We start from the raw sequence: 23,744 nt of genomic DNA on the forward strand, positions 1-23,744 counted from the left end.
GCGATGGACCGCATCGTCGTGGTCGGCGGCTCGGTGGCGGCGGTGAACGCCGTCGACGGGCTCCGGCGCGCGGGGCACGAGGGCGAGATCACGCTGGTGAGCGCCGAGAACGTGCTGCCCTACGACCGTCCTCCGCTGTCCAAGGACGCATTGCGGGAGGGACAGCAGCACGCGGCCCTGCTGATCAAAGAACCCGGCTGGTATCAGGAGAACGCCGTCGACGTCTCGCTCGGCGCGGCGGCCGTCGGGCTTGACGCTGGCGGGAAAACGGTGTTCCTCGAGGGCGGCCGGGAGCTGTCTTACGACGGCTTGGTCGTCGCCACCGGATCCCGGACCCGGCCGCTGCCGGTTCTCGCAGGGGTGCCGGGCGTCCACGAGGTGCGGTCGTTGTCGGATTCGCTGAGTCTGCACGAGCAGCTGGTCCCGGGCCGCCATCTGGTGGTGATCGGCGCGGGCTTCATCGGGCTGGAGGTCGCCGCCACCGCCCGGAAGATGGGGCTGGACGTCTCGGTCGTGGAGATCGCGCCGGTCCCGCTGACCCGGGTGCTCGGCGCGGAACTCGGCCGCTGGTTCCAGGACCACCACGTCGGGCACGGGGTGAACCTGTACTGCGGCACCGGAATCGAGCGGGTTGAGAGCACGCCGAACGGGAACCGCGTTCATCTGGCCGACGGCGCGGTGCTTGCGGCCGACCTCATCGTCGCGGGTGTCGGCGTCCAGCCGGCGACCGGCTGGCTCGACGGCAGCGGCGTCGAAGTCGCGAACGGCGTGGTCTGCGACGAGACGCTGAGGACGACAGCGCCGGACGTGGTGGCGGCTGGCGACCTCGTGCAATGGCCGAACCGGCTGTTCGGCGAGACGATGCGGGTCGAGCAGTGGCTGAACGCCGTCGAGCAGGGCGTGCACGCGGCCCGGACACTGCTCGGCGAGAGCGAGCCGTTCGCCCCGGTCCCGTACTTCTGGTCCGACCAGTTCGAGGCCAAGGTCAAGTTCGTGGGCCACGTCAGCGGCGACGACCAGGTGAAAATCACGAAGGCGGACGAGAAGTCGCTGGTGGCGATGTTCGGGCGCGGCGACCAGCTCCGCGGGGTGCTCTGCGTGAACGCGCCGCGTCAGCTGGCACTCGGAAAGCGGGCCATTCTGGACAGCGTGTCCTGGGCGGACGCGGTCGGCTCCTGACCGCGCTCGCGACTTCACCGGCATCGACGGACCTGGAGAAGCCAATGGCCGCGGACGGAATTCCGGAAAATCTGACCCTGGCCGAATTCGGCTTGTGGACGGCAGGTCCTCCGCACGGAATCTTCGCCGAACTCCGGGCGAAGCGCCCTGTCCACTGGTCACCGGGCATCCCGGTCCTGCCGGAGGAAGAGGGTTTCTGGTCGCTGACCAAGGCGGACGACATCGCCGCGGTGAGCCGCGACTGGAAGACGTTCTCCTCGGAGCGGCAGGGGATCGACATCACCAACCACCAGATCCCGCTGGAGTTCGCGCGCGCCGAGTTCATCGGCATGGACCCGCCGAAGCACGACCGGATCAAGCAGCTTTTCCTCAAGGGCTTCACCGCGGAGAAGATCGCCGAGCACGAGGAATGGATCCGGGCGATCGTCGTGTCCGTGCTCGACCGCCTCGACGGCGAGGAGACCTGCGACCTGGTGAGCGCGGTATCCCAGCCGATCGTGGCGCGGGTGATCCACGGGCTCCTCGGCATTCCGGAGTCCGAGGACGCCAAGTGGGCAGGCTGCATGAAGCGGTACATGGGGCGGGACGACCCGGACCTGAACCCCGGCGGGATCGACGCGTACGAATCCGACCGACGACCTGATCAGCATCCTCGTGCACGCCGAGATCGACGGCGAGACGCTCTCGGCCGAGGAGATCATGTACGGCACGTTGCTGCTGATCGGGGCAGGCAACGACAGCACGATGGCTACGTACGTGAGCGCTGTGAAGGCGCTGATCGAGAACCCGGGGGAACGCGAGAAAGTCCTCGACGACCCGTCGCTGGCGCCGAGTGTGGTCGAGGAGGCGCTGCGGATGTTCCCGGCGTTCTCGATGATGCGCCGCACCGCGACCAAAGACGTCGAGATCCGCGGCCAGCTGATCAAAGAAGACGACAAAGTCGTGATGTGGTATCCGTCGTCGAACCGCGACGAGGACCGTTACGAGGACCCGGATCGCTTCGACGTGACCCGGAACCCGGAGCACCAGGCGTTCGGGGCCGGCGGCAGGCATTTCTGCCTCGGCAACGCGTTGGCGCGTCTGGAACTGCGACTGATGCTCGAAGAGACGCTGAAACGCTATCCGGAGATGGAGATCGTCGGCGACGCGCCGCACGCCGAGTCGTTCTTCATCAATCAGGTCAAGGCATTGCCGGTCCGGCTCGGCCCGCGGGCCGGATGACCGAGCACAGCGCCGCCGTCGCCTCTCTCGACGAGGGCGACGGCGGCGCTGCTTCATATTTTGTTCGCGCGGATCGTCAGCCCGCGGTCCGGATGAGCTTGCGGTTGACGAACTCTTCCGCGCCGAGCCGGCCGAGTTCGCGCCCGAACCCGGACAGCTTCACGCCGCCGAACGGCAGGCCGGGTTCCTCGGCGCCGACGAGGTTGACGTAAACCATGCCGGCTTCGAGCTCGTCCGCGACCCGCTGCGCCTGGTTCGGATCGGTGCTGAACACGTAGGAGCCGAGCCCGAACGGAGTGTCGTTCGCGACGGCGATCGCTTCCTCCTCCGAGCGCACGCGGTACACATTCGCGAAGGGGCCGAAGAACTCCTCTTTGGCCGCCGCGTTCCCAGCGTCGATGTCGACCAGGACAGTGGGAGCGAAGAAAGCCCCGTCCCGCGTACCGCCCAACGCGACTCGCGCTCCACCGTCGACGGCGCGGCGCAGCTGCTCCTCGAGGCCCTCCGCGGCGCCGACCGAGGAGACGGGACCGAGGACGGTGTCCTCGGCGGTCGGTGATGCGGGTTCGAGCTGCGCCAGCGTCGCGGTCACCTTCGCGAGGAACGCGTCGTAGAGATCGTCCATGACGATCCAGCGCTTCGCGCCGTTGCACGCTTGGCCGGCGTTGTCGTAGAACCGGGCGCCCAGTGCGGATTCCACCGCGGTGTCGAGATCGTCGGTGCTCAGCAGGAGGAACGGGTCCGAGCCGCCGAGTTCGAGGACCGCCTTCTTGAGGTGCCGGCCCGCGGTCGCCGCGACGTGCGCGCCGGCCTTCTCCGAACCGGTCACCGACACTCCGGCGACCCGGGGGTCGGCGATGATCGAATCGATCTGAGCGTAGGTGGCGTAGACGTTCTCGTAGGCACCGGCCGGAAAACCGGCGTCCAGCAACAGCTGTTCGATCGCGGCCGCCGACTCCGGGCACTGGGACGCGTGCTTGAGCAGGATCGTGTTGCCTGCCATCAGGTTCGGCGCGGCGAAGCGGGCGACCTGGTAGTACGGGTAGTTCCACGGCATCACGCCGAGAAGAATGCCGACGGGCTGCCGTCGGATCACTGCGGTGCCTTCGCCCCACTGGAGCGGGACCGGTTCGTCGGCGAGGAATTCCGCGGCGTGCTCGGCGTAGTACTCGAAGATGGCGGCGGCGAAGTCGACTTCCAGGACGCCCTGGTTGGTCGGCTTGCCCATTTCCCGGCTGATGATGAGCGCCAGCTCGTCTCGGCGCTCGGCGAACAGTGCTGCCGCTTTGCCGAGCAGCGCCGCTCGGTCGGAGACCGACGACGAACGCTGCCACTGGCGGTAGGCGGAGTCGGCGCGGTCGAGCTTCGCGGCCAGCTCGCCGTCCGACAGCGCGGCGTACTCCTTGAGGGTCTCCCCGCTGGTGGGGTCGACAACGGCGTAGGTGCTCACGTCATCCTTCTTTCTCGATCGCCGGGCGCGTGGCGTCCACCCTGGGCGACCCGAAGCGCGGCTGGGCTTTCGTCTCTCAAGGAGTGCCTGGCCGGGGGATGCGCGGCCGGGGCCAGCAATCAGTTTCGAGGCGCTGCGCCGACCAGGCGCAGCGCCAGGCCGGCATACCGGTCCGCGATCTGTTCCGGGGTCCAGCGGCCGCCATCGCGGTACCAGCGCACGAGATCGATGCCGAGCGAGAGGATCGCGGCCGCGGTGAGGTCGACGTCGGGCACGTCGAACGCGCCCGCCTCGACGCCACGGGCGACGAGCCCGCGCATCTCTGCGTCGATCGCGTGCCGGATGCCGCGGATCTCGGTCAGGTGTTCGGGAGCGAGCGCGGCGAGTTCGTAGTTGACGATGCGCGCGCCGGTCGGGCTGCTCGCGTGGTGCAGGGCGAAATCGTGCATCGCCCGGCACAGCGCTTCGGCCGGATCGCCGGTAGCCGCGATCGCCGCCCGGACCAGGCGGAGCGTTGTTTCGTGTCCGTCCTTGGAGATCTGGTACAGCAGCTCTTCTTTCGATTTGTGGTGCACGTAGAGCACTGCCGGGCTCTTTCCGGCCGCGGCGGCGATGTCGCGCGTGGTGGTCCCGTGGAAACCCTTGTCCGCGAACGCTTTCATCGCCGCTTCGTGGAGGAGGGAACGAGTGTCTCGGGGGTGCTCTGGAGTGTCCGGCACGGGTGGTCCTCTCGTCGGGCCGCCGGGGCATCCCCCAGCCGGGTGCGACGTCGTGGATGTGCCGCGGGATGCGCGGCGGTGCGGCCTAGCTTGACATAAGCGAGCGCTTAGTCAAACCAGGAGAGCACATGCCCGAAGCAGTCATCGTCGCCACCGCCCGTTCCCCGATCGGCCGGGCGGGCAAGGGATCGCTCAAGGAGATCCGGCCCGACGACCTCGCCGCCCAGATGGTGCGGGCGGTGCTCGGCAAGGTGCCCGAGCTGGACCCGCGCGACATCGCCGACCTGATCCTGGGCTGCGGGCAGCCGGCCGGCGAGTCCGGCAACAACCTTGGCCGGGCGGTCGCCGTCCTGTCCGGATTGGACCATCTGCCCGGCGTGACCGTAAACCGTTACTGCTCAAGCAGTCTGCAGACCACCCGGATGGCCTTCCACGCGATCAAAGCCGGGGAAGGCGACGCCTATCTCTCCGCCGGGGTGGAGACGGTCAGCCGCTACGCCAACGGCACGGCCGACATCCCCGAGGCGCAGAGCCCGGCATTCGCCGACGCCCAGGCGCGCACCGAGAAACGCGCCGCTGGCGGTGCGGAAGCGTGGACTGACCCGCGCGAGTCGGGGGAGCTGCCGGACCTCTACATCGCGATGGGGCAGACCGCCGAGAACGTCGCCCAGGTGCTCGGAATGTCCCGCGAGGAGCAGGACGCGTTCGGCGTCCGCAGCCAAAACCTTGCCGTGCAACGGATCGAAGAGGGCTTCTGGGCTCGCGAGATCACGCCGGCGACGACGCCGGACGGCACGGTCGTGACCGCCGACGACGGCCCCCGGCCGGGCACGACCCTCGAAGGTGTCAGCCAGCTCAAGCCGGTGTTCCGTCCGGATGGGACGGTGACGGCCGGGAACGCGTGCCCGCTCAACGACGGTGCGGCCGCGCTGGTGGTCATGAGCGACACCCGCGCGAAGGAACTCGGGCTCACGCCGCTGGCCCGGATCGTTTCCACCGCGGTCACCGCGCTCTCGCCGGAGATCATGGGGCTGGGCCCGGTCGAGGCGATCCCGGCGGCGCTGAAGAACGCCGGTCTGGCTCTCAGCGACATCGATCTGGTCGAGATCAACGAAGCGTTCGCCGTGCAGTCGCTCGGTTCCGCGCAGCAGCTGGGCATCCCGCTGGAAAAGCTGAACGTCAACGGCGGTGCGATCGCCGTCGGCCACCCCTTCGGCATGACCGGCGCCCGGATCACCGCGACCCTGATCAACTCCCTGCAGTGGCACGACAAGCAGTTCGGTGTCGAGTCGATGTGCGTGGGCGGCGGCATGGGCATGGCGATGGTGCTGGAGCGGCTGTCGTGACCGGCCGGTTCGCGGGCAAGACCGCGATCGTCACCGGCGCCAGCCGCGGCATCGGGCTCGCCGTCGCCGAACGCCTGGTCGCCGATGGCGCGCGAGTGGTCATCACCGCCCGCAAGCGGGAGGCCCTGGACGAAGCGGTCGCTCGCCTCGGCGGGCCGGAAACGGCACTGGCGGTCGCGGGCAAGGCGGACGACGCCGAGCACCAGGCGGATACTGTCCGGCAGACGATCGACACCTTCGGCAGCGTCGATTTCCTGGTCAACAACACCGGGATCAACCCGGTCTACGGGCCGCTGGTCGACCTCGACCTCGCAGTGGCGCGGAAGGTGGTCGAGGTCAACTGCGTCGCCGCAGTTTCCTGGGTGCAGCACGTGTATCGCGCCTGGATGCGCGACCACGGGGGCGCCATCGTCAACGTCTCGTCGCTCTCCAGCGTCCGGACGGCCCCGAACATCGGCTTTTACGGTGCCACCAAAGCGATGCTGAATTCCCTGACGGAATTGCTCGCGGTGGAACTCGGGCCCGGCATTCGCATCAACGGGGTCGCTCCCGCGGTCGTGAAGACGAAGTTCGCCACTGCGCTCTACGAAGGACGCGAGGAGCAAGCCGCGCAGGCCTATCCGCTGAAGCGGCTCGGTGACACCGAGGACATCGGCGGTGTGGTCGCGTTCCTGCTCTCGTCGGACGCGGCCTGGATGACCGGGCAGACCGTCGTCATCGACGGCGGCGTCAGCCTCACCGCGGGCGAATGACCACCACAATCGACAGGAGTCATGCATGACCACCACCCGCCGTACCGCCATCGTCACCGGCGCTGCCCGAGGCATCGGCGCCGGTGTCGCCGAACGCCTTGCCGCGGACGGATTCGCGGTCGCCGTTCTCGACTTGGACGAGGCGGCGTGCGCGGCCGTAGTCGACCGGATCGCCCAAGCAGGCGGCACCGCGCTCGCCGTCGGCGTCGATGTCTCCGACGAGGAAGCGGTAGAGGCCGCTGTCGGCCGCGTCGCAGCCGAACTCGGCGACCCGGCCGTGCTGGTCAACAACGCCGGGATCCTCCGCGACAACCTGCTTTTCAAGATGACGGCCGCGGACTGGGACGCCGTGATGGGCGTCCACCTGCGAGGGTCCTTCCTGATGAGCCGCGCGGTACAAGGATTCATGACGAAGGGCGGCTGGGGACGCATCGTGAACCTGTCCAGCACTTCGGCGCTCGGCAACCGGGGCCAGGCCAACTACGCGGCGGCCAAGGCGGGCTTGCAGGGCTTCACCAAGACCCTCGCCCTGGAACTGGGCAAGTTCGGGGTCACCGCCAACGCGATCGCGCCCGGGTTCATCGAGACGGAGATGACCAAGGCCACCGCCGAGCGGATGGGCGTGTCCTTCGAGGACTTCCGGACCGCCGTGGTCAAGGACATCCCGGTCGCCCGCGGCGGTCTGCCCGCCGACGTCGCGCACGCGGTCTCGTTCTTCGCCAGCGAAGGCGCCGGATTCGTCTCCGGCCAGGTGCTCTACGTGGCGGGCGGCCCGAAGGCATGAGGACATTCGACGGAGTCGCGGAGCTGGAACAGGCGGTCGGGAGCCATCTCGGGTACTCGGAGTGGCACACGATCAGCCAGGAGCGGATCGATGCCTTCGCCGGGGCGACGGGGGACCACCAGTGGATTCACGTCGACCCCCAGCGGGCAGCGTCGGGCCCGTTCGGCACGACGATCGCGCACGGATTCCTCACCCTGAGCCTCGTTTCGATGCTGAGCTGGCAGGTCTACCGGATCGACAGAGTGTCGGCCGGGCTGAACTACGGAGCTGATCGGCTGCGCTTTCCCTCGCCCGTTCCGGTCGGCTCCCGCGTGCGGGCGGGCGTTGAGCTTCTCGGCGTCACTCGGAAGACAATGGGCTATCAGGTGACGACCCGGGTGACAGTCGAGCGCGAGGACGGCGGTAAACCGGCTTGCGTGGTCGACCTGCTCGCGGTCGTGGTGCCGTGATGGGGCAGGAGTCGTTGCCGGGCCTCGATCTCGACCGGTTGGGGGAGTGGCTGCCGGGCGCGGTCCCGGAGGCCGGTGCGGAACTGTCGGCGCGATTGATCGCGGGTGGCAAGTCGAATCTGACCTACGAGGTGAGCGACGGCGTCCGCACGTGGATCGTCCGTCGCCCTCCGGTCGGTCACCTGCTGGCCACCGCGCACGACATGGCCCGCGAATACCGCGTCATGGCTGCTCTGCAGGATTCCGCGGTGCCCGTGCCGCGCACTTTCGCGCTCTGCCGCGACGAGACGGTGCTGGGTGCTCCGTTCTACGTGATGGAACGGGTCGACGGGCGGCCATACCGATTCCGGAAGGAGATCGCGCCCTTGGGCCCGAAAAGGACCCGGGCGATCGCCGAGTCGTTGGTCGACACGCTGTCCGCGCTGCACGCCGTCGACCCGATCGCGGTCGGGCTGGCCGACTTCGGCCGTCCGGATGGATTCCTCCACCGCCAGGTGATCCGGTGGAAGCGGCAATTCGACGCTTCGCATACCCGGGACCTGCCGCGGGTCGGCCAGCTGTACATCGCGCTGCTCTCCGAGGTGCCCGCCGAATCCGCGACCGGCATCGTGCACGGCGACTTCCGGCTCGACAACGTGCTCGTGGACGACCAGGACCGGCTGCGGGCAGTGATCGACTGGGAAATGGCGACACTGGGCGACCCGCTGACCGACCTCGCGCTGATGCTCGTCTACGGCCGCCTCGGCGAGACAGCGTCCGGGAACCAGATCGTGGATGTCGCGTCGGCGCCCGGGTTTCTGTCCGAGCGCGAGATCATCGAGCGGTACGCCGCCGCGAGCGACCGCGATCTTTCCCGGTTCGGCTTCTACCTCGGCCTGGCGTCGTTCAAGCTGGCCGGAATCGTGGAGGGCATCCATTTCCGGTACGTCAACGGGCAGACCGTCGGCGACGGTTTCGCGGACGTCGGGCAGTCCGTCGAACCGCTGCTCGAGCGCGGCCTGGACGCGATGAGGGAGTACCGCTGATGGAATTTCAGTACGACGCCCGCACCGAAGAACTGCGAGCCGAACTGCTCGACTTCATGGACCGCCACGTTTATCCGGCCGAGGCGGTGTTCCCGGAGCAGCTTGCGGCGTTGCCGGACCGATGGGCGTGGGACAGCGCGCCGATCATGCGTGAGCTGCGAACCGAAGCGCGGCGTCGCGGTCTGTGGAATCTCTTCCTGCCCGGGGAACATGGCGCCGGTCTCACCAACCTGCAGTACGCCCCGCTCGCGGAGATCACCGGACGCAGCGGACACCTGGCGCCAGCAGCGTTGAACTGCGCCGCACCGGACACCGGCAACGCGGAAGTGCTGACCCAGTTCGGCACTGCGGCGCAGAAGGAACGCTGGCTCGAACCTCTGCTGGCCGGCGAGATCCGGTCGGCCTTCGCGATGACCGAGCCCGCGGTCGCTTCGTCGGACGCGACGAACATCGAGCTGAGCATCGTGCGCGACGGCGACGAGTACGTCTTGAACGGCCGCAAGTGGTGGATCACCGGCGCGATGAACCCGAACTGCCGGATCTTCATCGTGATGGGGAAGACGGACCCGTCCGCCGAGCGGCACCGGCAGCAGTCGATGATCTTGGTTCCGAGAGACACGCCCGGCTTCTCCGTCGAGCGCGACATGCACGTGTTCGGTTACGACGACCACGAGCACGGCGGCCACGCGGAACTGGTCTTCGAGGACGCACGGGTCCCCGCCGCGAACCTGATCGCGGGCGAGGGCGAGGGATTCGGCATCGCTCAGGCCCGCCTCGGGCCGGGACGGATCCACCACTGCATGCGGGCGATCGGTGTCGCGGAGCGGGCCGTCGAGCTGATGTGCGCCCGCGCGGCGGAACGGGTCGCGTTCGGCAAGCCGCTCGCCGAGCAAGGGGTGATCCGCGACTGGATCGCCGAGTCGCGAGTGCGGCTGGAGCAGCTGCGGCTGCTGGTCCTGAAAACGGCGTGGCTGATGGACACCGTCGGCAACCGAGGCGCGCACACCGAGATCCAGGCGATCAAGATCGCCACGCCCGGCACCGTGCAGTGGATCCTGGACAAAGCGATCCAGCTCCACGGCGCGGGCGGGCTCTCGCAGGACTTTCCCCTGGCCGCCGCCTATTCCGCCAACCGGACGTTGCGGTTCGCCGACGGGCCGGACGAGGTGCACAAGAACGCGCTGGCGAAGGCGGAACTGCGTCGCCAAGCCGAACGGAGGCAAGCGAAATGACGCCCGACGAACTCGCCGAAAGGGTCACCGGTTTTCTCGCCGCGCACGACCCCGCGACCACCGAGCGCACCGAGTTCCTGCGGGCCCGGTTCGATGCCGGTCTGGCCTGGGTCGGCTTTCCCGAGGGATACGGCGGCCTCGGGCTGCCACAAGCGCTGCAGTCCGAAGCGGACCGCGGGTTCGCCGATGCGGGAGCCCCGACGAACCGGCCCGAGCGCAACGGCATCGGGCTCGGCATGGCAGCGCCGACGATCCTGAGCTACGGCACGACGGAACAGAAGGACCGGTTCCTGCGTCCATTGTGGACCGGCGAAGAGATTTGGTGCCAGCTGTTCAGCGAGCCAGGCGCCGGGTCCGACCTGGCGAACGTCTCCACCCGTGCGGTGCGCGACGGGGACGAGTGGGTCGTCAACGGACAGAAGGTCTGGACCTCCGGCGCGCACAACGCGCGGTTCGCGATCCTGCTGGCCCGGACTGACCCGGACCAGCCCAAGCACTTCGGGCTCACGTACTTCCTGTGCGACATGACCGATCCGGGCGTCGACGTCCGCCCGCTGCGGCAGCTGACCGGCGAGGCCGAGTTCAACGAGGTCTTCCTGACCGACGTGCGGATCCCGGACAGCCAGCGGCTCGGAGCGGTCGGGGAGGGCTGGAAGGTCGCGAACGCGACGCTCAACAACGAGCGCGTCTCGATCGGCAAGTCAGCCGAGCGCGAGTCCGGCATGATCGGCGTCGTCGCCGCTGCCTGGCGGGAGCATCCCGAGAAGCGGACGCCCGAACTGCACGACCGTCTGCTCAAGCTGTGGGTGGAGGCCGACGTCGCGCGCGCCACCGGCGCCCGGCTGCGGCAGAAGCTGGCTCAGGGCCAGCCCGGCCCCGAGGGGTCGACGATGAAGCTGACCTTCGCGCGGCTCTCCCAGGCGCTGTCCGGCCTCGAACTCGAACTGCTCGGCGAGGACGGCCTGCGCTATTCCGACTGGACGATGGTCCGACCGGAGCTGGTCGACTTCACCGGCCGCGACGCGGGATACCGCTACCTGCGCGCCAAGGGCAACTCCATCGAGGGCGGCACCTCGGAAATCCTGCGCAACATCGTCGCGGAGCGGGTACTGGGTTTGCCCGGCGAACCGCGCGTCGACAAAGACGTCCCCTGGAAGGAAATCCCGCGATGACCCCGGCAAGCGATCTCGATCTGCTCCCGACGGAGATCGAGGAGGACCTGCGCGCCAGCGTGCGGGACGTGCTCGCGGACCGGTGCGACCCGAACGCGGTGACGGCGCTGTACGACGGTGATCGAAAGGTCGTCGGCGGCCTGTGGAAGACCCTGTCGATCGATCTCGGACTGGCTGGCCTGCTCGTGCCGGAGTCTCGCGGCGGGCACGGCGCATCGGCGCGAGAGGCGGCGGTCGTAGTCGAGGAATTGGGCCGGGCAGCGGCGCCGTCTCCCTTCCTGACCAGCTCGGTGATCGCCACGACCGTGCTGCTGAACTCCGACTCGCCGCTGCTCGCCGAACTGGCGGCTGGGACCCGCACCGCCGCGCTGGCCGTGCCGTGGTCGACCGGTCCGGATGACGTGCTCCCGGCGCTCACCTCAGAGGGCGACCGGATCACCGGCACGGTCACCAGCGTCGCCGGAGCGCTCGAAGCGGACTTGCTGCTGGTGCCGGTCGCAACATCGCACGGGATCGCAGTGTGCGCGGTCGACGCTGCCGCCGTCTCGACGGAACCGGTGGTCTCGTTGGACATGACCCGGCAGCTCGCCGACCTCACGCTCGACCGGGCACCGGGCTTGCTGGTCCTCGCCGATGCGGAGCCGGCGATTCGGCACGCGCTCACGGCGGGAGCAGCACTCCTGGCAGCCGAACAGGTCGGGACCTCGCGGTGGTGCCTGGAGACGACGGTGTCCTACCTGAAGGAGCGGCGGCAGTTCGGTCGCGTCGTCGGCGGGTTTCAGGCGCTGAAGCACCGGCTCGCCGACCTGTACACCGAGATCGAGTCAGGGGCGGCAGCCGCCGGTTACGCCGCCGCGACGCTGGCCGCCGACGACCCGGACGTGCCGGTCGCAGCTGCAGTCGCACAGTCCTACTGCAGCGACATGGCAGTGCACGCGGCGGAGGAAGCGGTTCAGCTGCACGCGGGCATCGGGATGACCTGGGAGCATCCGGCCCATCTGTATCTGAAGCGGGCCAAGGCCGATCAGCTCGCGCTGGGGTCTCCGGGCGCGCACCGAGGCGCCCTCGCGCGTCTGGCGGATCTGCCTCCTGCGCCGGTCCGCCCAGCCTGACGGCTGTCTCGGTGGGACCACGGGGCTCCAGCAGGTGCGGCGCGCGACCTGCTGGAGCCCGTCGGCCGTCGCGGCCAGTTCCACTGACGCGGAAGCCCTGGCAGCGCAAGCGAATCGCTTACCGCCCGTCCGCTTCCTGCTGAAGCACCCAGCTCGCGATCTGGGTGCGCGCCTTGAACCCGCGCTTGGCCAGGATCTTTTCGACATGGCCTTCGGCGGTCCGCAGGGAAATCACCAGTTTCGCGGCGATCTCCCGGTTCGACATGCCCTCGGCGACCAGCCGGGCGACCTCGAGTTCGCGCCGGCTCAGCCCGGACGGCGCGGATTCCGTTCTGCGTTCGGGCTGCTGCTGCGGCTCGCGCAGGGCGAACGCGAGCGTTTCTTCGACGGTGAACCTGCCGCCGCGCTCGCGGGCAGGCTGGAATTTCTCCGCGGCCAGGTCCATCCGGCCCTGCCGTTCGTACCGTCTGCGCGTCCCGGGCATCAGCCGGGCGCCGATCGTCCGCCACACACTGTCGGTGGCGCCGACCAGGGTGGCCGCGCGGTCGGCTTCGCCGCGGTCGGCGGCGACCCACGCGAGCACTTCGAGCGTCAAGGCCAAGCCGAGGGTGTCGCGGAAGGGCCGTTTGATCCGCAGCGCCTCGAAAAGCTCGGCTTCCGCCGTCTCGTGCTCGCCCCGGACTAACGCGAGCATCCCGCGCAGCCATCGGGCATACGAGAGATTCCAGCGTTCCCCGGCCGCGGCGCAGCGTTCGAAAAGCTCCTCGACGAGTTCCGCCGCGCGGTCGAACTCGCCAAGGAGGATGTAGGTGGTGGCCATTTCCACCCGGAGGCTGTCGGCGTACTGAGCGGGAACGCCGGCCTCGGTGTATTGCTCGAGAGCTTCGGCGAAGATCGAGAGCGCGGCCCCGATCTTCTCGACCGGGCCGAACGACCGGAAGAACCCGCGGACATGGTTGGCGAACGCCAGTGCGCCGAGGTCGCCCAGTTCGACCGCCAGATCCCGCGCCTGCTCGGGCAGCTTCGCCAAGGTCTGGTCGCCGCCCTCGAAGGCGCCGACGTACGCGGTCGTGGCCAGTGCCCAAGCTCGTTCGCGGCTCGGTGCGGGGTCCAGGGCCAGCGCCCGGTTCAGCCACAGGCGTGCTTCGTCCATGTGGTCCATCGCACCCCAGAACCACGGGACGGAGGCCATGGCAAGGCCGGTCCGGGCCTCGGCCGGGTCGGACACGCAGTACTCCAGCGCATGGCGCAGGTTCGCGTACTCCTGTTGCAGCCGCAGCGCCCACTCTTCTTGCCGCGGTCCCGCCCATTCCCGTTCAGCGGTCTTGATGAGACGGGCGTACCAGTCGCGGTGGCGGCGAGCCAGGGCGGTCTCCTCGCCGGCCGCGGCCAGCCGGGTGCGGCCGTATTCGCTGATGGTTTCCATCATCCGGAACCGGACGTGGGTCCCGTGCTCCTCCCGGACCAGGATGGACTTGTCCACCAGCCCCGCGACGGTGTCGAGGACGTCGGCAGGCGGGAGGCGGTCGTCCGTGCACACCGCCTCCGCCCCGGGGATGTCGAACCCGCCGGCGAAGACCGACGAACGGATCCACAGCACCTGTTCGGCGTCGGTGCAGAGGTCGTAGCTCCAGTCGATGAGCCCCTGCAGCGTCCGGTGCCGTTCGGGGATGGTGCGGTTGCTCTCCCGCAGGAGCTGGAAGCGGTCGTCCAGCCGGTCGGCCAGCTCCTGCACGGTCAGCACCCGCAGCCGGACCGAGGCCAGTTCCAGGGCCAGCGGGATGCCTTCGAGACGATGGCAGAGCCGCACGACGGCGGCCTCGTTTCCGGGCGTGATCCGGAACCCGGGCACGACCGACGCCGCCCGGTCGGCGAACAAGGCGACCGAGGGATAGTGCAGGGAGTCGCCCGGCGCGAGGTCGGCGTTCGGGTCGGGGACCAGCAGCGGGAAGACCGGGTAGAGGTGCTCGCCGCGCAGCCGGATCGCGTGCCTGCTGGTGGCGAGGACGCTCACTTCGGGCGCGGCGCCGAGCACCTCGTCAACGAAGTCCGCGATCGCTTCGACGAGGTGCTCGCAGTTGTCGAGGATCAGCAGCAGCCGGCGCGGCTGGAGGTAGTCGCGGAGAACGGCGAGCGGGCCGGCTGTGGTCCGCGAGCGGATCCCGAGTGCGTCGAGCACGGTGTGCGGAAGAAGGTCGGGGTCCTTCAGCGAGGCCAGTTCGACCAGGCACACCCCGTCGGGAAACGCCCGGTTCAGCTCCTTCGCGACCTGGAGCGCGAGCCGGGTCTTGCCGACTCCGCCGAGACCGGTCAGCGTCACGAGCCGGGTACTCGAGAACAACTGGCGGACGGCGACGATGTCGTTGCGCCTGCCCACGAAACTCGTGAGGCTGGCCGGGACTGTCCTCGTCGTTGAGGCAGACGGAGAAGCCATGAGGTCCTTGGTCTCGCGGTGGGCTGGTCGTGGAGAAGTCTATGCCCGGCCGATCCCGGCGGGCGGCGTCGGCAGGCGGCTCGGACCGCGCGAACACGGGCGTCGGAGAAGCGGTCAGCACCCGTTCCTGCGCGAAGCGGTCGAAGCCAGTCCGGGCGTGTCCGCCGACTGGACCGAACCCCTCCAGCAGTGCCCTGCCGACACCGGCCTCGACGAGCGCGCGGGCGGTCGTCGAGGCCGGTCTCGCGGTGCAGACGGCCGCCCCCGTCTCGCGCAAGCGGTCAGATCTCCTCGGGCGCTACTCGACGACGGGTCCGGTGCGAGAGTTTCTGGGCTGGGCTAGGCGTTGCCCCTTTCGTCAGGTTTCCCGTCCGGCAGGGGGAGGGAGAGAAGTGCCTGTGCGTACAGGCCGAGCTTGCCGAAGCCCGCCGCGTCCGCCTCCTCCAGTGTCGTGACCGCGGCCTCGAGCAGCCGCGGCCGGCGGCCGTCCGCGCGCAGTGCGGCGGCCGTCCGTTTCGCGCCCGCGGCATAGGTTTCGAGCGTGGCCTGGTCGGTGGCGAAGTCGCCGCTCTCGATGGCCGCGGCTGCCTCCTTGCTGCTGTGGCCGATCGTGCGCAGCACCAGTTTGGTGGTCTCGCGGAGCATCTCCGCCGGGACGCCCTGCGCCTTGGCGTAGCTGGCTGCCTCGAGGTAGGCGCCCATCGCGGTCACGTAGAACGACCCGATCATCGCCGAATCCACCGCGCTGGCCGCGCCGATCCGCTCGGAGATGTGCTGGGACTTGCCGCCGAGGCACCGAAGGGTCTTTTCGTGCGCCGACCAGACCTCAGGAGAACCCGAGTACAGCACGAGCGCGTCCGGCGAGCCGACGAACTCGGGGAAGGTGAGGAGCGAACCGTCCAAATAGGGCACGCCGCGCTCTGCGGCCCATGCAGCCATCGATTCCGCTTCGGCGGGGACGCTCGTGCCGAGGTTGACCAAGGTGGTCCCGTTCCAGTTTCGCACTGGCTCCAGCGAAGAACGAGTTGTCGCGTAGTCGGCCGTGCACGCGATGACGAGCGGCGTGCCGGCGACCGCGTCCTCGATCGCGCGGACCGGCACGATCCCCTCACGGGCGAGGCGCTCGGCGCGTTCCGGCGTGCGGTTCCAGACCGCGACGGCGCGGCCGTGGTCGGCGAGCGTCCGCGCGAGCGCGGCGCCCATCAGACCGCAGCCGACGACCGTGACGTCGTGGCGTTGTCCGGTGGCGGTCACTGGGCGGTCAGGCCGCCGTCGACGACCAGCGTGTGGCCGGTCAGGTAATCCGAGGCGGCCGAGGCGAGGAACGTCGCCGGGCCGACGAATTCCTCCGGCTGCGCCCAGCGGCCCATCGGGACCTGCCTGCGGATGTACTTGGCGACGGCCTCGTTGGCTTCGAGGTCCGGCAGCATCGCCGTCTGGACATAGCCCGGAGCGATCGCGTTGACCTGCACGTTCTTGCGGGCCCATTCGAGTGCGACGGCTTTGGTGAGGCCGACGAGCCCGTGTTTGGCGGCGATGTAGGCGCTGTCGTCGCGCATGCCGACGAGCCCGAGCACGGACGCGATGTTGATGACCTTGCCGCCGCCGTCCTTCAGGTATGGCGACGCGGCGCGGGTCAGCAGCCAGCAGGACTGGAGGTTCAGTTCGATGACCCGCTGGAAGACGGACGGATCGGTGTCCTCGATCGAGGAGTCGTGGTCGTCCGCGGCGTTGTTCACCAGGACGTCAAGACCTCCCAGCGTCTCCGCGGCCGTCGTCACGCAGGAGTGGATCGCGTCGCTGGACCGCAGATCGACCGCGTGGGCCTGAAAAGTCCCGGCGGTGTCGGCGATGAGCTTGGCGGTCTCGCGCAAACCGTCTTCGGACCGGGCGGCGCCGACGACGTTCGCGCCGCGGCGGGCGAGGCCGACGGCGATGGCCTGGCCGATGCCGCGGCTGGCGCCGGTGACGAGCACCCGCCGGCCGGTGAGGTCGAACAGGTCGCTGGTATCGGAGAAGGCGTTCATGGACTGGAGGCTCCCCGCCAACGGGCCGCAGATGCCGTTGGCGGGAAGGAAACCTGCCCAGATGGGTGATGCTTCGCCGGTCGTCCCGGATGTTCCGCCGCGCGGCGGAGGCAGCACGGTGCCGAGGGCGGGAGAGTCCGTTTCGCGGCGGAACTTCCCCCAGCCGGGCCGTTTCCCGCCGCGCGCCGGACGGTTCCCCGCGGGAACGACCACTATGGGCGCGCAATGCCGGTTCGGGCGCGTGGGTGCGCCCGCGCCCGAACCTGCATCCACGCGCCCTTGCCCCCGCGCATTCGCGGCCACAGCGCGGGGAGGTCATCGAGTTGGCGGTGCCACGCCCTTCTTCGTCACGGGCGTTCCACTCCAGCCAGCGGGAAGCCCATCAGGTGTTCCCAGCCCGTCAGCGTGTCGTCGAGGCGCGCGGCCATGTCGTCGAGTTCCGCCTCGGTGATGGTCAGCGGCGGAGAGATCCACATCGGAAGGCCGCGTTCGCCCATGGCGCGCCGGTTTCCGTACAGCGCCGAGTAGAAGACCAGGCCGTTTGCCAGACCGACCTGCTGGAAGCGCTGCTCGGCGTAGGCATTCCTCGGGAAGTAGGTCCGCCCGTCAGGGCCGACCAGCTCGAGGACCATGAAGAGACCCCACCCGCGGACGTCCGCCACGGACGGATGGGCCAGCAGGCTCTCGCGAAGGGCGAACAATTGCGCGCTCCGGGCCCGGCAGTTGTCGAGCAGGCCCTCCGCCTTGATGATGTCGATCGTCGCGACGCCGGCCGCGCAGGCCAGTGCGTTTCCGCCGTTGGTGAAGCCGTGGACGAAGCCCACGCCGTTGACGAAGGGCTGATTGACCCGGTCGTGGACGGAGACCGCGCCCAGGGGGACATTGGCCGACGAGATGCCCTTCGCGAAGGTCATGATGTCCGGCACGACGCCGTGGTGGTCGATGCCGAACCATTCGCCGGTGCGGCCGAATCCGGTGACGACCTCGTCGTCGATGAAGAGCACGTTGTGCTCGTCGCAGATGCGACGTACTTCCTGCCAGTACAGCGCGGGTGCGACGATGCCGTAATCGGAGCCGCAGCCGTGCGGGGTGGCGATGAAGGCGGCGATGGTCGGGGCTCCTTCGAACGCGATGAGGCGCTCCAAGTCGCGCGCGCAGCTCAGTGCCCAGTCCTCCCGGCTGACGCCCTCGGGGCGGCGTGCGTCGCTGTACTGATGGATTTTCGGCCAGTGCTGGATCATCGGGTCGTAGTGCCGCAGTGTGCCGGGGTGGCCCGACAGCGCCATCGTCGCCAGGGTCATCCCGTGGTACGACTCGTAGCAGCTGACGATCTTGTGCTTGCCCGGGTTTCCCGTGGCCACGTGATACTGCCGGGCGAGTTTCAGTGCGGTTTCGACTGCCTCCGAACCGCCTGACACGAGGTAGCTGCTGTTGTGCCCCTCCGGCGTGATCTCGGCGATGGCCTCGCCGAGGTCGATCCGGCGCCGGTTGGCCAGCGTCGGGTGCACGAAGCAGTACCGGTCGAACTGCTCGACGATCGCCTCGCGCATCTTCGGATGTCCGTGTCCGAGGTTGACGGCCATCGGCCCGCCGGAGATGTCGTAGTACCGGTTTCCCTTGGTGTCGTAGATGAAGACGCCCTCGGCTCGCTCCACTTCTACGTCGAGTGCGTGGTAGTTGAAGGCGCGACCCCACTCGCCGTCGGCCTCGAGCGGGGCATAAGCCACCTCTGGAGATTCCGCCATCTCAATCAGCTCCTCGTGTTCTCGTGGACGGTGACGCGCGGCGCGAACCGCGGCTCGCGACCTTCGGCGAAGGCCGCGGCGGCTTCTGTGGAGTCGGGTCCCTGGGACGCCTCGACGCTGGCGAGCGTCTCGCGGTGCATGATTTCCTCTGCGGTGCCGTCCCAGGCCTGGTCGATCAGGTTCTTGGCCAGTCGCAGTGCGGTAGGCGACTTGCGCTTCAGGACGGCGACGACGCGGGCGACCTCGGCATCCAGTTCGGCGTCGTCGACCACCCGGTTGACCAGCCCCCATGTTTGGGCTTGCGCACCGTCGAAGGGCTCGCCGAGCAAGATGATCTCTTTCGCGACGACCGGACCGGCGGTACGCGGCAGCACCGCGGTGAAGCTGTTCGTGACGACGAGCCCGACGGCGGTCTCGGTGAAGCGGAACACCGCGGAACCGCCCGCGATCACCAGGTCGCCGCTCAGCGCGATCTCGGCGCCGCCGCCGATCGCGTAACCGTGCACCCGGGAGACCACCGGAACCGGGCAGGACCGGATGCGACGGGTGATCTCGTGCAGCCGGTCCGTGGCGGCGGCCAGTTCGTCCTCGGTCATCGGTGGTCTGCTGGCCTGTTCGGCGGACCATTTGAGGTCGTGCCCCGCGGAGAACGCACGACCCGCTCCGCGCAGGACGACGACCCGGGTCGACGCGTCCAATTGCTCGAAGGCCTCGTCGAATGCCTGCAGGAGTTCGGGATTGAGGGCGTTGAGTCGTGCCGGCCGGTTCAGGGTGATCGTCAGAACGTCGTCTTCGAGCGAGGTCAGCACCACGGCTTCCGTCATGGAGGCATCGTCGGCACGCGAGGTGGTGCACGCTGTCGGCCGCAGACCAACCGCACCCAGCCGGGGGAATCAGCGGGTTCGCCGCGCCCCGACCGGACCACGCGGCAGCCGGGCGGTGCGAGTGCTCCGGGCCGGTGACAGACCGGGGTGTCGCCACCCCGGTGGCCACACCCCGGTCCAGCAGGTCATCCGGCAGTCATCGCGGCCCAGGCAGAGAAGGCAGGTTCCGTGTTCTGTGCCCACCACTTGCTGTTGTACGCGGCCTCGCCGTTCATCTTGTCGACGTTGTTCTGCGGGAGCCATTCCTCGAAGATCGCGGGTACCTTCGGCTTCGACTTGGGAGTCGTGGGGCCGTAAGGGATGTTCTCGGTGAACGCGGCCTGCGCTTCAGGCGTCGCGATGTAGTTCAGCAGTGCGGCTTGCGCCTTCGGGGCCTTCGATCCCTTGATCGCGTACAGCGCCGCCCGCGCGGCGAAGCTGTGGTTCTGGACGACCTTGACCGGGTCGGAAGGCGAGTCGGTGGCAACCTGGACTGCTGTCTTATGCGCGAAGGGCTCGAGCCATGCCTTCTTGGCAGCGGCCAGTGTGTCCCCGCCGGAGTTCACGTAAACGAGCCTTTGGCCGGACAGACTGTCGCTGTTCGCTGGGCGTCGCCGACGGCGACGTCGTGAAGGTGAGCAACCGGCGCGGGGCATGCGTGGCTGCCGTCCGGACGACCGACGGTGTCCTGCCCGGTGTCGTGGTGATGGCCACCGGAGGCTGGTATGACCCGGAAAATCCCGGCGAGCCGGGCTCCCTCGACCTCCAGGGCAACCCGAACGTGCTCACCCCCGATCTCGGGACATCACGCCTCGCCCAAGCCAGTTCCGCACAGACTTGTCTCGTCCGCATCTCCGCGTTCCCGGAGGCGCCGAAGAGCCGCGCGTACGAACCGCCCGTGACGCGGCGCCGGCCAGGCCAGTCGATCTCTTGATCTCGGTCGGGGAGCACCGCCGTCGCCGGCGGATAAGCCCGCCGAAATACCTGGTTGACCCCGCCTGACCTGGTCTTCGTGTCCGTGAGGGGAACCCTGAGGGAATCAGATTCCCTCAGGGTTCCCCTCACGGACCCGCGCACCCGGTCATGCGGGCACTGATCGGGCATTGCGCCGAGTCTGGCATCCTTTGTGGACAGTCGGCAGGCGGGGGACCACGCAGCTGAAGTTCCCGGCATGGGAAATCAGAGTCCGCGAGGGTTCCCCTCACGGATCGCACGCCGCTCCCGCCGGCCCCTTCGACTTGGCCAGCCTCGCTTCAGCCACACCCGCAGCACCGCCTTGAGTCCGCGGCATCGGGTTTGCGGTCAATGAAAGGCCCCTTGAAGGAATCTCCCCTGAAGGGGCCTTCACGGACCTAGCCGTCAATCGGCTGCGTCGACGGTTCCGATGACCACGCCGGCCTTGGCAGCTCCATCGGAATTGGGGAGCGCGACCGAATGCTCGGGGTCCCACGTCGCCAGTACCGGGTCGCCCGCGGCGACGGACGACTGGTTGCCCGACTGTTCCTGCGCGATCATCGAGAAGCCTGCGTCGAGCTGGAGGTCGAGCCGCCGGATGCCGCCCATGTAGATCACCTGGGAGACACGACCCGGGAGAACGTTCGTCCCGGAGACGGAGACCGCCGTACCCGTATCAGGCCGGACGAGCACCCGCTCCGGGCGGACGGTCACGACTCCGCACGACCCGGCGGGCAGGACTGAGCCGGACGTGGGCAGCCGCAGGTCGTAGCCGTCGCCGCGCAGCAGGCGCCCGGCGCCGGTGTCGGCCACTGTGCCGGGGAGAACGTTCGAGTCGCCGAGGAACTCCGCGACGAAAAGCGTCCGGGGCCGTTCGTAGAGATCTGTCGCGGTGCCGACCTGTTCGACGGAGCCGTTGTTGAAGACCGCGATGCGATCGGACATGACCAGAGCCTCGTCCTGGTCGTGGGTCACGTAGACGAAGGTGATGCCCAGCTCGCGGTGGATCCGCTTGAACTCCAGCTGGAGGCTGGCGCGAAGCCGGCGATCCAGCGCGCCGAGGGGTTCGTCCATGAGGAGCACCCGCGGCTCGAACACCAGCGCGCGGGCGAGAGCCACGCGTTGCTGCTGGCCTCCGGAGAGTTCGCGCGGATACCGCGCGCTCATGCCGCCCAGTCCGACCAGTTCGAGACTCCGGCCCACCCGCTCGCGAATCTCGGCCTTGGAGGTCTTGCGCCGCTTCAACGGGAAAGCGACGTTGTTGGCGACGGTCATGTGCGGAAAGAGCGCATAGTTCTGGAAGACCATGCCGATGTTGCGTTTGTAGGGCGGCACTTGCTCGATCGGCTTGCCGTCCAGCAGGACATGACCGCTGTCGGGCTGCAGGAAGCCGGCGATCGTGTTGAGGGTGGTGGTCTTGCCGGAGCCGCTGGGCCCGAGCAGGGTGACGAACTCGCCTGCCGGAAGATCCAGGGAGATCTTGTCCAGAGCGGCGACCTCGCCGTAGCGCTTGCTCAGGTCGCGGATTTCGATGGCGGCGCCGAGGACGCGTTCAGGCATTCTTGGCCTCTCTTCTGACGGCGATGATCCCGGCGGCGACCAAAAGCGTTGTGCTCACCGCGATGATCACGGTCGACGCCGCGGCGATCGTCGGGGTCAGGGAGCTGGTCACGCTCTGGTAGAGCTGCACGGGGAGGGTGCGGGAGAACGGGCTGGCCAGGAAGAGCGAGACGATCGCTTCGTCCCAGGAGACCAGGAAGGCGAACAGCGCGCCGGTCAGGATGCCGGGCGCGAGCAGGGGCACGGTGACGTGGAAGAAAGTCGCGACGGGTCCCGCCCCGAGGGAGGCGGCCGCTCGTTCGAGCCGTCGGTCAAAGCCCTGCAAGGAAGCGCGCACGGGGATCACGACCATCGGGATCGCGAGGGCGGTGTGGGCGACGACGAAGCCGGTGAACGATCCCGCCAGATGCCACTTCAGGAAAACGTAGTAGACGCCGATCGCGGTGATCACACCCGGCACGATCATCGGGGCCATCAGGAACGCGGACACCGGCGTCGTCCACCGTCCCCGGCCCCGTACGAGCGCGAAAGCACCCAACGTGCCCAGCGAGGTGGCCAGGACCACGACGATGCCGGCCACCTTCAGCGAGAGCACGAACGAATCGGTCCATGCCGGATCGGAGAACAGTTCGCCGAACCACTGGGTCGAAAACCCGGGCGGAGGGAACTGGAAGGTGCGTGAGCTGGTGAAGGCCATCGGAACGACCACCAGCACGGGTGCGACGAGAAGCAGCGCGATCAGAGCGCAGAACGCCTTGAGCGCGATGCGGCGTGGTTGCTTCATCAGCGCGCCTCGCTTTTCGTGCCCAGCGCTCGCGTGAAGGGCCGTCCGAGCAGTGAGCCTCCGGCGAGAATCAGGAGGGTGATGAGGAGCAGTGCGAGCGCCATGGCTCCACCTCGTCCGAAGGCCAGCTGGGAGTTGACCTGGCTGACGATCTGCTGCGACAGCAGGCTGTTCTGGGGCGATCCGAGAAGGGCGGGCGTGAAGTAGAAGCCCAGCGTGAGCACGAACACGATGGTGCTGCTGGCGGTGATCCCGGGAACCGACAGCGGAAGGTACACCGTCCGCAAGGCGGTCCGAGGTGTCGCGCCGTGGATCTCGGCGGCCCGCAGCAGCGTCCGGTCGATCTGGGTCAGCTGGGAGTAGAGCGGCAGAACCAGGAACGGCAGCATGATCTGAGCCATGCCGATGGTCACGGCCGTCGTCGTGCCCAGAAGGCGGACGTTGCCGAATCCCAAGGCGCGCAGCGCTTTGACGACCGGGCCGCTGTCCCCGAGCAGGATGATCCAGGAGTAGGTGCGCACGATCAGGCTGGTCCAGAACGGCATCAGCACGGCGGCCAGCATGATCATCCGCCACCGGGTGGAGACCACGGTCATCAGATAGGCGTACGGATACCCGATGGCCAAGCAGAGCACGGTGACGAAGACGGACGTCAGGAAGGTCCGGCGCAGGATGGTCAACTGCACGTCGCTGGTGAAGAACCAGTGGTAGTTCGCGAATCCGGAGTCGCCGCGAGACACGAAGTCGGTGAAGCTCCGCACTGACATCGTGCCCAGCGGGTAGACGAAGAACAGGGCGAGGAAAGCCATCGCCGCCGCGGCGGCGAGGACCCATCTCGACCGGTACAGCGCTGCTGTCAGCACATTCATCGCTGGATATCTCCTTGGCCTTGCTCGGCGCCGGCCGCGGTTGTCGTGCGACGACCGCGGCCGGACG

The 23,744-nt window shown here is 68.7% G+C and carries 23 protein-coding genes; 11 read left to right on the plus strand and 12 right to left on the minus strand.

From position 1 onward, the window contains the following. The first annotated feature begins 3 nt into the window (after positions 1–3). Positions 4–1,179, plus strand: coding sequence for an NAD(P)/FAD-dependent oxidoreductase (locus tag ACZ7SW_RS29325; RefSeq protein ID WP_470233586.1), 1,176 nt, complete (start codon positions 4–6; stop codon positions 1,177–1,179). A gap of 158 nt (positions 1,180–1,337) precedes the next feature. Here the strand turns inward: ACZ7SW_RS29325 and ACZ7SW_RS29330 are convergent, their stop codons facing one another. Continuing rightward, positions 1,338–1,694, minus strand: a complete 357-nt coding sequence (locus tag ACZ7SW_RS29330; RefSeq protein WP_470233587.1) for a hypothetical protein — start codon at positions 1,692–1,694, stop codon at positions 1,338–1,340. Between the two features lie 139 nt (positions 1,695–1,833). On the opposite strand from ACZ7SW_RS29330, the gene ACZ7SW_RS29335 reads away from it, so the two are divergent. Further along, on the plus strand, positions 1,834–2,400 hold the full coding sequence (locus ACZ7SW_RS29335; RefSeq protein WP_470233588.1) for a cytochrome P450: 567 nt from the start codon (positions 1,834–1,836) through the stop codon (positions 2,398–2,400). Between the two features lie 76 nt (positions 2,401–2,476). Here ACZ7SW_RS29335 and ACZ7SW_RS29340 read toward each other — a convergent pair whose 3' ends face one another. Together ACZ7SW_RS29340 and ACZ7SW_RS29345 are read right to left on the minus strand one after the other, a co-directional pair. After that, positions 2,477–3,850, minus strand: a complete 1,374-nt coding sequence (locus ACZ7SW_RS29340; protein ID WP_470233589.1) for an NAD-dependent succinate-semialdehyde dehydrogenase — start codon at positions 3,848–3,850, stop codon at positions 2,477–2,479. A 119-nt stretch (positions 3,851–3,969) separates the two neighbouring features. Beyond that, positions 3,970–4,512, minus strand: a complete 543-nt coding sequence (locus ACZ7SW_RS29345; protein ID WP_470233590.1) for a TetR/AcrR family transcriptional regulator — start codon at positions 4,510–4,512, stop codon at positions 3,970–3,972. Between the two features lie 185 nt (positions 4,513–4,697). Between ACZ7SW_RS29345 and ACZ7SW_RS29350 the strand changes: the two genes are divergently transcribed. Genes ACZ7SW_RS29350 through ACZ7SW_RS29385 form a run of 8 tightly spaced genes read left to right on the plus strand, consistent with a single transcriptional unit; the run spans position 4,698 to position 12,441 of the window. Further along, positions 4,698–5,915 (plus strand): acetyl-CoA C-acetyltransferase, encoded by a 1,218-nt coding sequence (locus ACZ7SW_RS29350; protein WP_470233591.1) that lies wholly within the window; start codon positions 4,698–4,700, stop codon positions 5,913–5,915. Continuing rightward, positions 5,912–6,667, plus strand: coding sequence for an SDR family oxidoreductase (locus tag ACZ7SW_RS29355; RefSeq protein ID WP_470233592.1), 756 nt, complete (start codon positions 5,912–5,914; stop codon positions 6,665–6,667). The genes ACZ7SW_RS29350 and ACZ7SW_RS29355 overlap by 4 nt, the downstream gene beginning before the upstream one ends. 25 nt (positions 6,668–6,692) lie before the next feature. Continuing rightward, positions 6,693–7,451, plus strand: a complete 759-nt coding sequence (locus tag ACZ7SW_RS29360; protein ID WP_470233593.1) for an SDR family oxidoreductase — start codon at positions 6,693–6,695, stop codon at positions 7,449–7,451. Further along, a complete protein-coding gene (locus ACZ7SW_RS29365) occupies positions 7,448–7,900 on the plus strand; it encodes a MaoC family dehydratase (RefSeq protein WP_470233594.1) in 453 nt (150 codons plus the stop codon). Before ACZ7SW_RS29360 ends, ACZ7SW_RS29365 begins: the two co-directional genes overlap by 4 nt. Next, positions 7,900–8,925 carry a phosphotransferase family protein gene (locus ACZ7SW_RS29370; RefSeq protein ID WP_470233595.1) on the plus strand — a complete coding sequence of 342 codons (1,026 nt, stop codon included), beginning with the start codon at positions 7,900–7,902 and terminating at the stop codon, positions 8,923–8,925. Before ACZ7SW_RS29365 ends, ACZ7SW_RS29370 begins: the two co-directional genes overlap by 1 nt. After that, positions 8,925–10,157, plus strand: coding sequence for an acyl-CoA dehydrogenase family protein (locus ACZ7SW_RS29375; protein ID WP_470233596.1), 1,233 nt, complete (start codon positions 8,925–8,927; stop codon positions 10,155–10,157). The genes ACZ7SW_RS29370 and ACZ7SW_RS29375 overlap by 1 nt, the downstream gene beginning before the upstream one ends. Beyond that, positions 10,154–11,329: an acyl-CoA dehydrogenase family protein gene (locus ACZ7SW_RS29380; RefSeq protein WP_470233597.1), complete on the plus strand. Its 1,176-nt coding sequence runs from the start codon at positions 10,154–10,156 to the stop codon at positions 11,327–11,329. The genes ACZ7SW_RS29375 and ACZ7SW_RS29380 overlap by 4 nt, the downstream gene beginning before the upstream one ends. Further along, on the plus strand, positions 11,326–12,441 hold the full coding sequence (locus ACZ7SW_RS29385) for an acyl-CoA dehydrogenase family protein (RefSeq protein WP_470233598.1): 1,116 nt from the start codon (positions 11,326–11,328) through the stop codon (positions 12,439–12,441). Before ACZ7SW_RS29380 ends, ACZ7SW_RS29385 begins: the two co-directional genes overlap by 4 nt. A 118-nt stretch (positions 12,442–12,559) precedes the next feature. Here the strand turns inward: ACZ7SW_RS29385 and ACZ7SW_RS29390 are convergent, their stop codons facing one another. From ACZ7SW_RS29390 to ACZ7SW_RS29415, 6 genes are all read right to left on the minus strand, one after another. Beyond that, complete coding sequence (locus tag ACZ7SW_RS29390; RefSeq protein WP_470233599.1) at positions 12,560–14,875, minus strand: LuxR C-terminal-related transcriptional regulator; 2,316 nt, start codon at positions 14,873–14,875, stop codon at positions 12,560–12,562. A 339-nt stretch (positions 14,876–15,214) separates the two neighbouring features. Next, a complete protein-coding gene (locus tag ACZ7SW_RS29395) occupies positions 15,215–16,129 on the minus strand; it encodes an NAD(P)-dependent oxidoreductase (RefSeq protein WP_470233600.1) in 915 nt (304 codons plus the stop codon). Beyond that, entirely contained in the window at positions 16,126–16,902 is a 777-nt protein-coding gene (locus ACZ7SW_RS29400) for an SDR family NAD(P)-dependent oxidoreductase (RefSeq protein ID WP_470233601.1), read from the minus strand. The genes ACZ7SW_RS29395 and ACZ7SW_RS29400 overlap by 4 nt, the downstream gene beginning before the upstream one ends. 347 nt (positions 16,903–17,249) lie before the next feature. After that, a complete protein-coding gene (locus tag ACZ7SW_RS29405; protein WP_470233602.1) occupies positions 17,250–18,647 on the minus strand; it encodes an aminotransferase family protein in 1,398 nt (465 codons plus the stop codon). A gap of 5 nt (positions 18,648–18,652) precedes the next feature. Continuing rightward, positions 18,653–19,471 carry an enoyl-CoA hydratase/isomerase family protein gene (locus ACZ7SW_RS29410; RefSeq protein ID WP_470233603.1) on the minus strand — a complete coding sequence of 273 codons (819 nt, stop codon included), beginning with the start codon at positions 19,469–19,471 and terminating at the stop codon, positions 18,653–18,655. A gap of 185 nt (positions 19,472–19,656) precedes the next feature. Continuing rightward, on the minus strand, positions 19,657–20,166 hold the full coding sequence (locus ACZ7SW_RS29415) for an extracellular solute-binding protein (protein WP_470233604.1): 510 nt from the start codon (positions 20,164–20,166) through the stop codon (positions 19,657–19,659). Here ACZ7SW_RS29415 and ACZ7SW_RS29420 point away from each other — a divergent pair. After that, a complete protein-coding gene (locus tag ACZ7SW_RS29420) occupies positions 20,055–20,444 on the plus strand; it encodes a molybdopterin dinucleotide binding domain-containing protein (protein ID WP_470233605.1) in 390 nt (129 codons plus the stop codon). The two genes, ACZ7SW_RS29415 and ACZ7SW_RS29420, sit on opposite strands and share 112 nt — an antisense overlap. Before the next feature lie 425 nt (positions 20,445–20,869). On the opposite strand, the gene ACZ7SW_RS29425 is transcribed toward ACZ7SW_RS29420, so the two are convergent. Genes ACZ7SW_RS29425 through ACZ7SW_RS29435 form a run of 3 tightly spaced genes read right to left on the minus strand, consistent with a single transcriptional unit; the run spans position 20,870 to position 23,677 of the window. Beyond that, the gene (locus tag ACZ7SW_RS29425; RefSeq protein WP_470233606.1) at positions 20,870–22,024 is read right to left on the minus strand and encodes an ABC transporter ATP-binding protein; all 1,155 of its coding nucleotides are present in this window, start codon (positions 22,022–22,024) and stop codon (positions 20,870–20,872) included. Further along, a complete protein-coding gene (locus ACZ7SW_RS29430) occupies positions 22,017–22,808 on the minus strand; it encodes an ABC transporter permease (protein WP_470233607.1) in 792 nt (263 codons plus the stop codon). Before ACZ7SW_RS29430 ends, ACZ7SW_RS29425 begins: the two co-directional genes overlap by 8 nt. Beyond that, positions 22,808–23,677 carry an ABC transporter permease gene (locus ACZ7SW_RS29435; RefSeq protein ID WP_470233608.1) on the minus strand — a complete coding sequence of 290 codons (870 nt, stop codon included), beginning with the start codon at positions 23,675–23,677 and terminating at the stop codon, positions 22,808–22,810. The genes ACZ7SW_RS29430 and ACZ7SW_RS29435 overlap by 1 nt, the downstream gene beginning before the upstream one ends. Positions 23,678–23,744 lie beyond the last annotated feature (67 nt).

This window comes from Amycolatopsis sp. NPDC114484, from assembly GCF_055633755.1.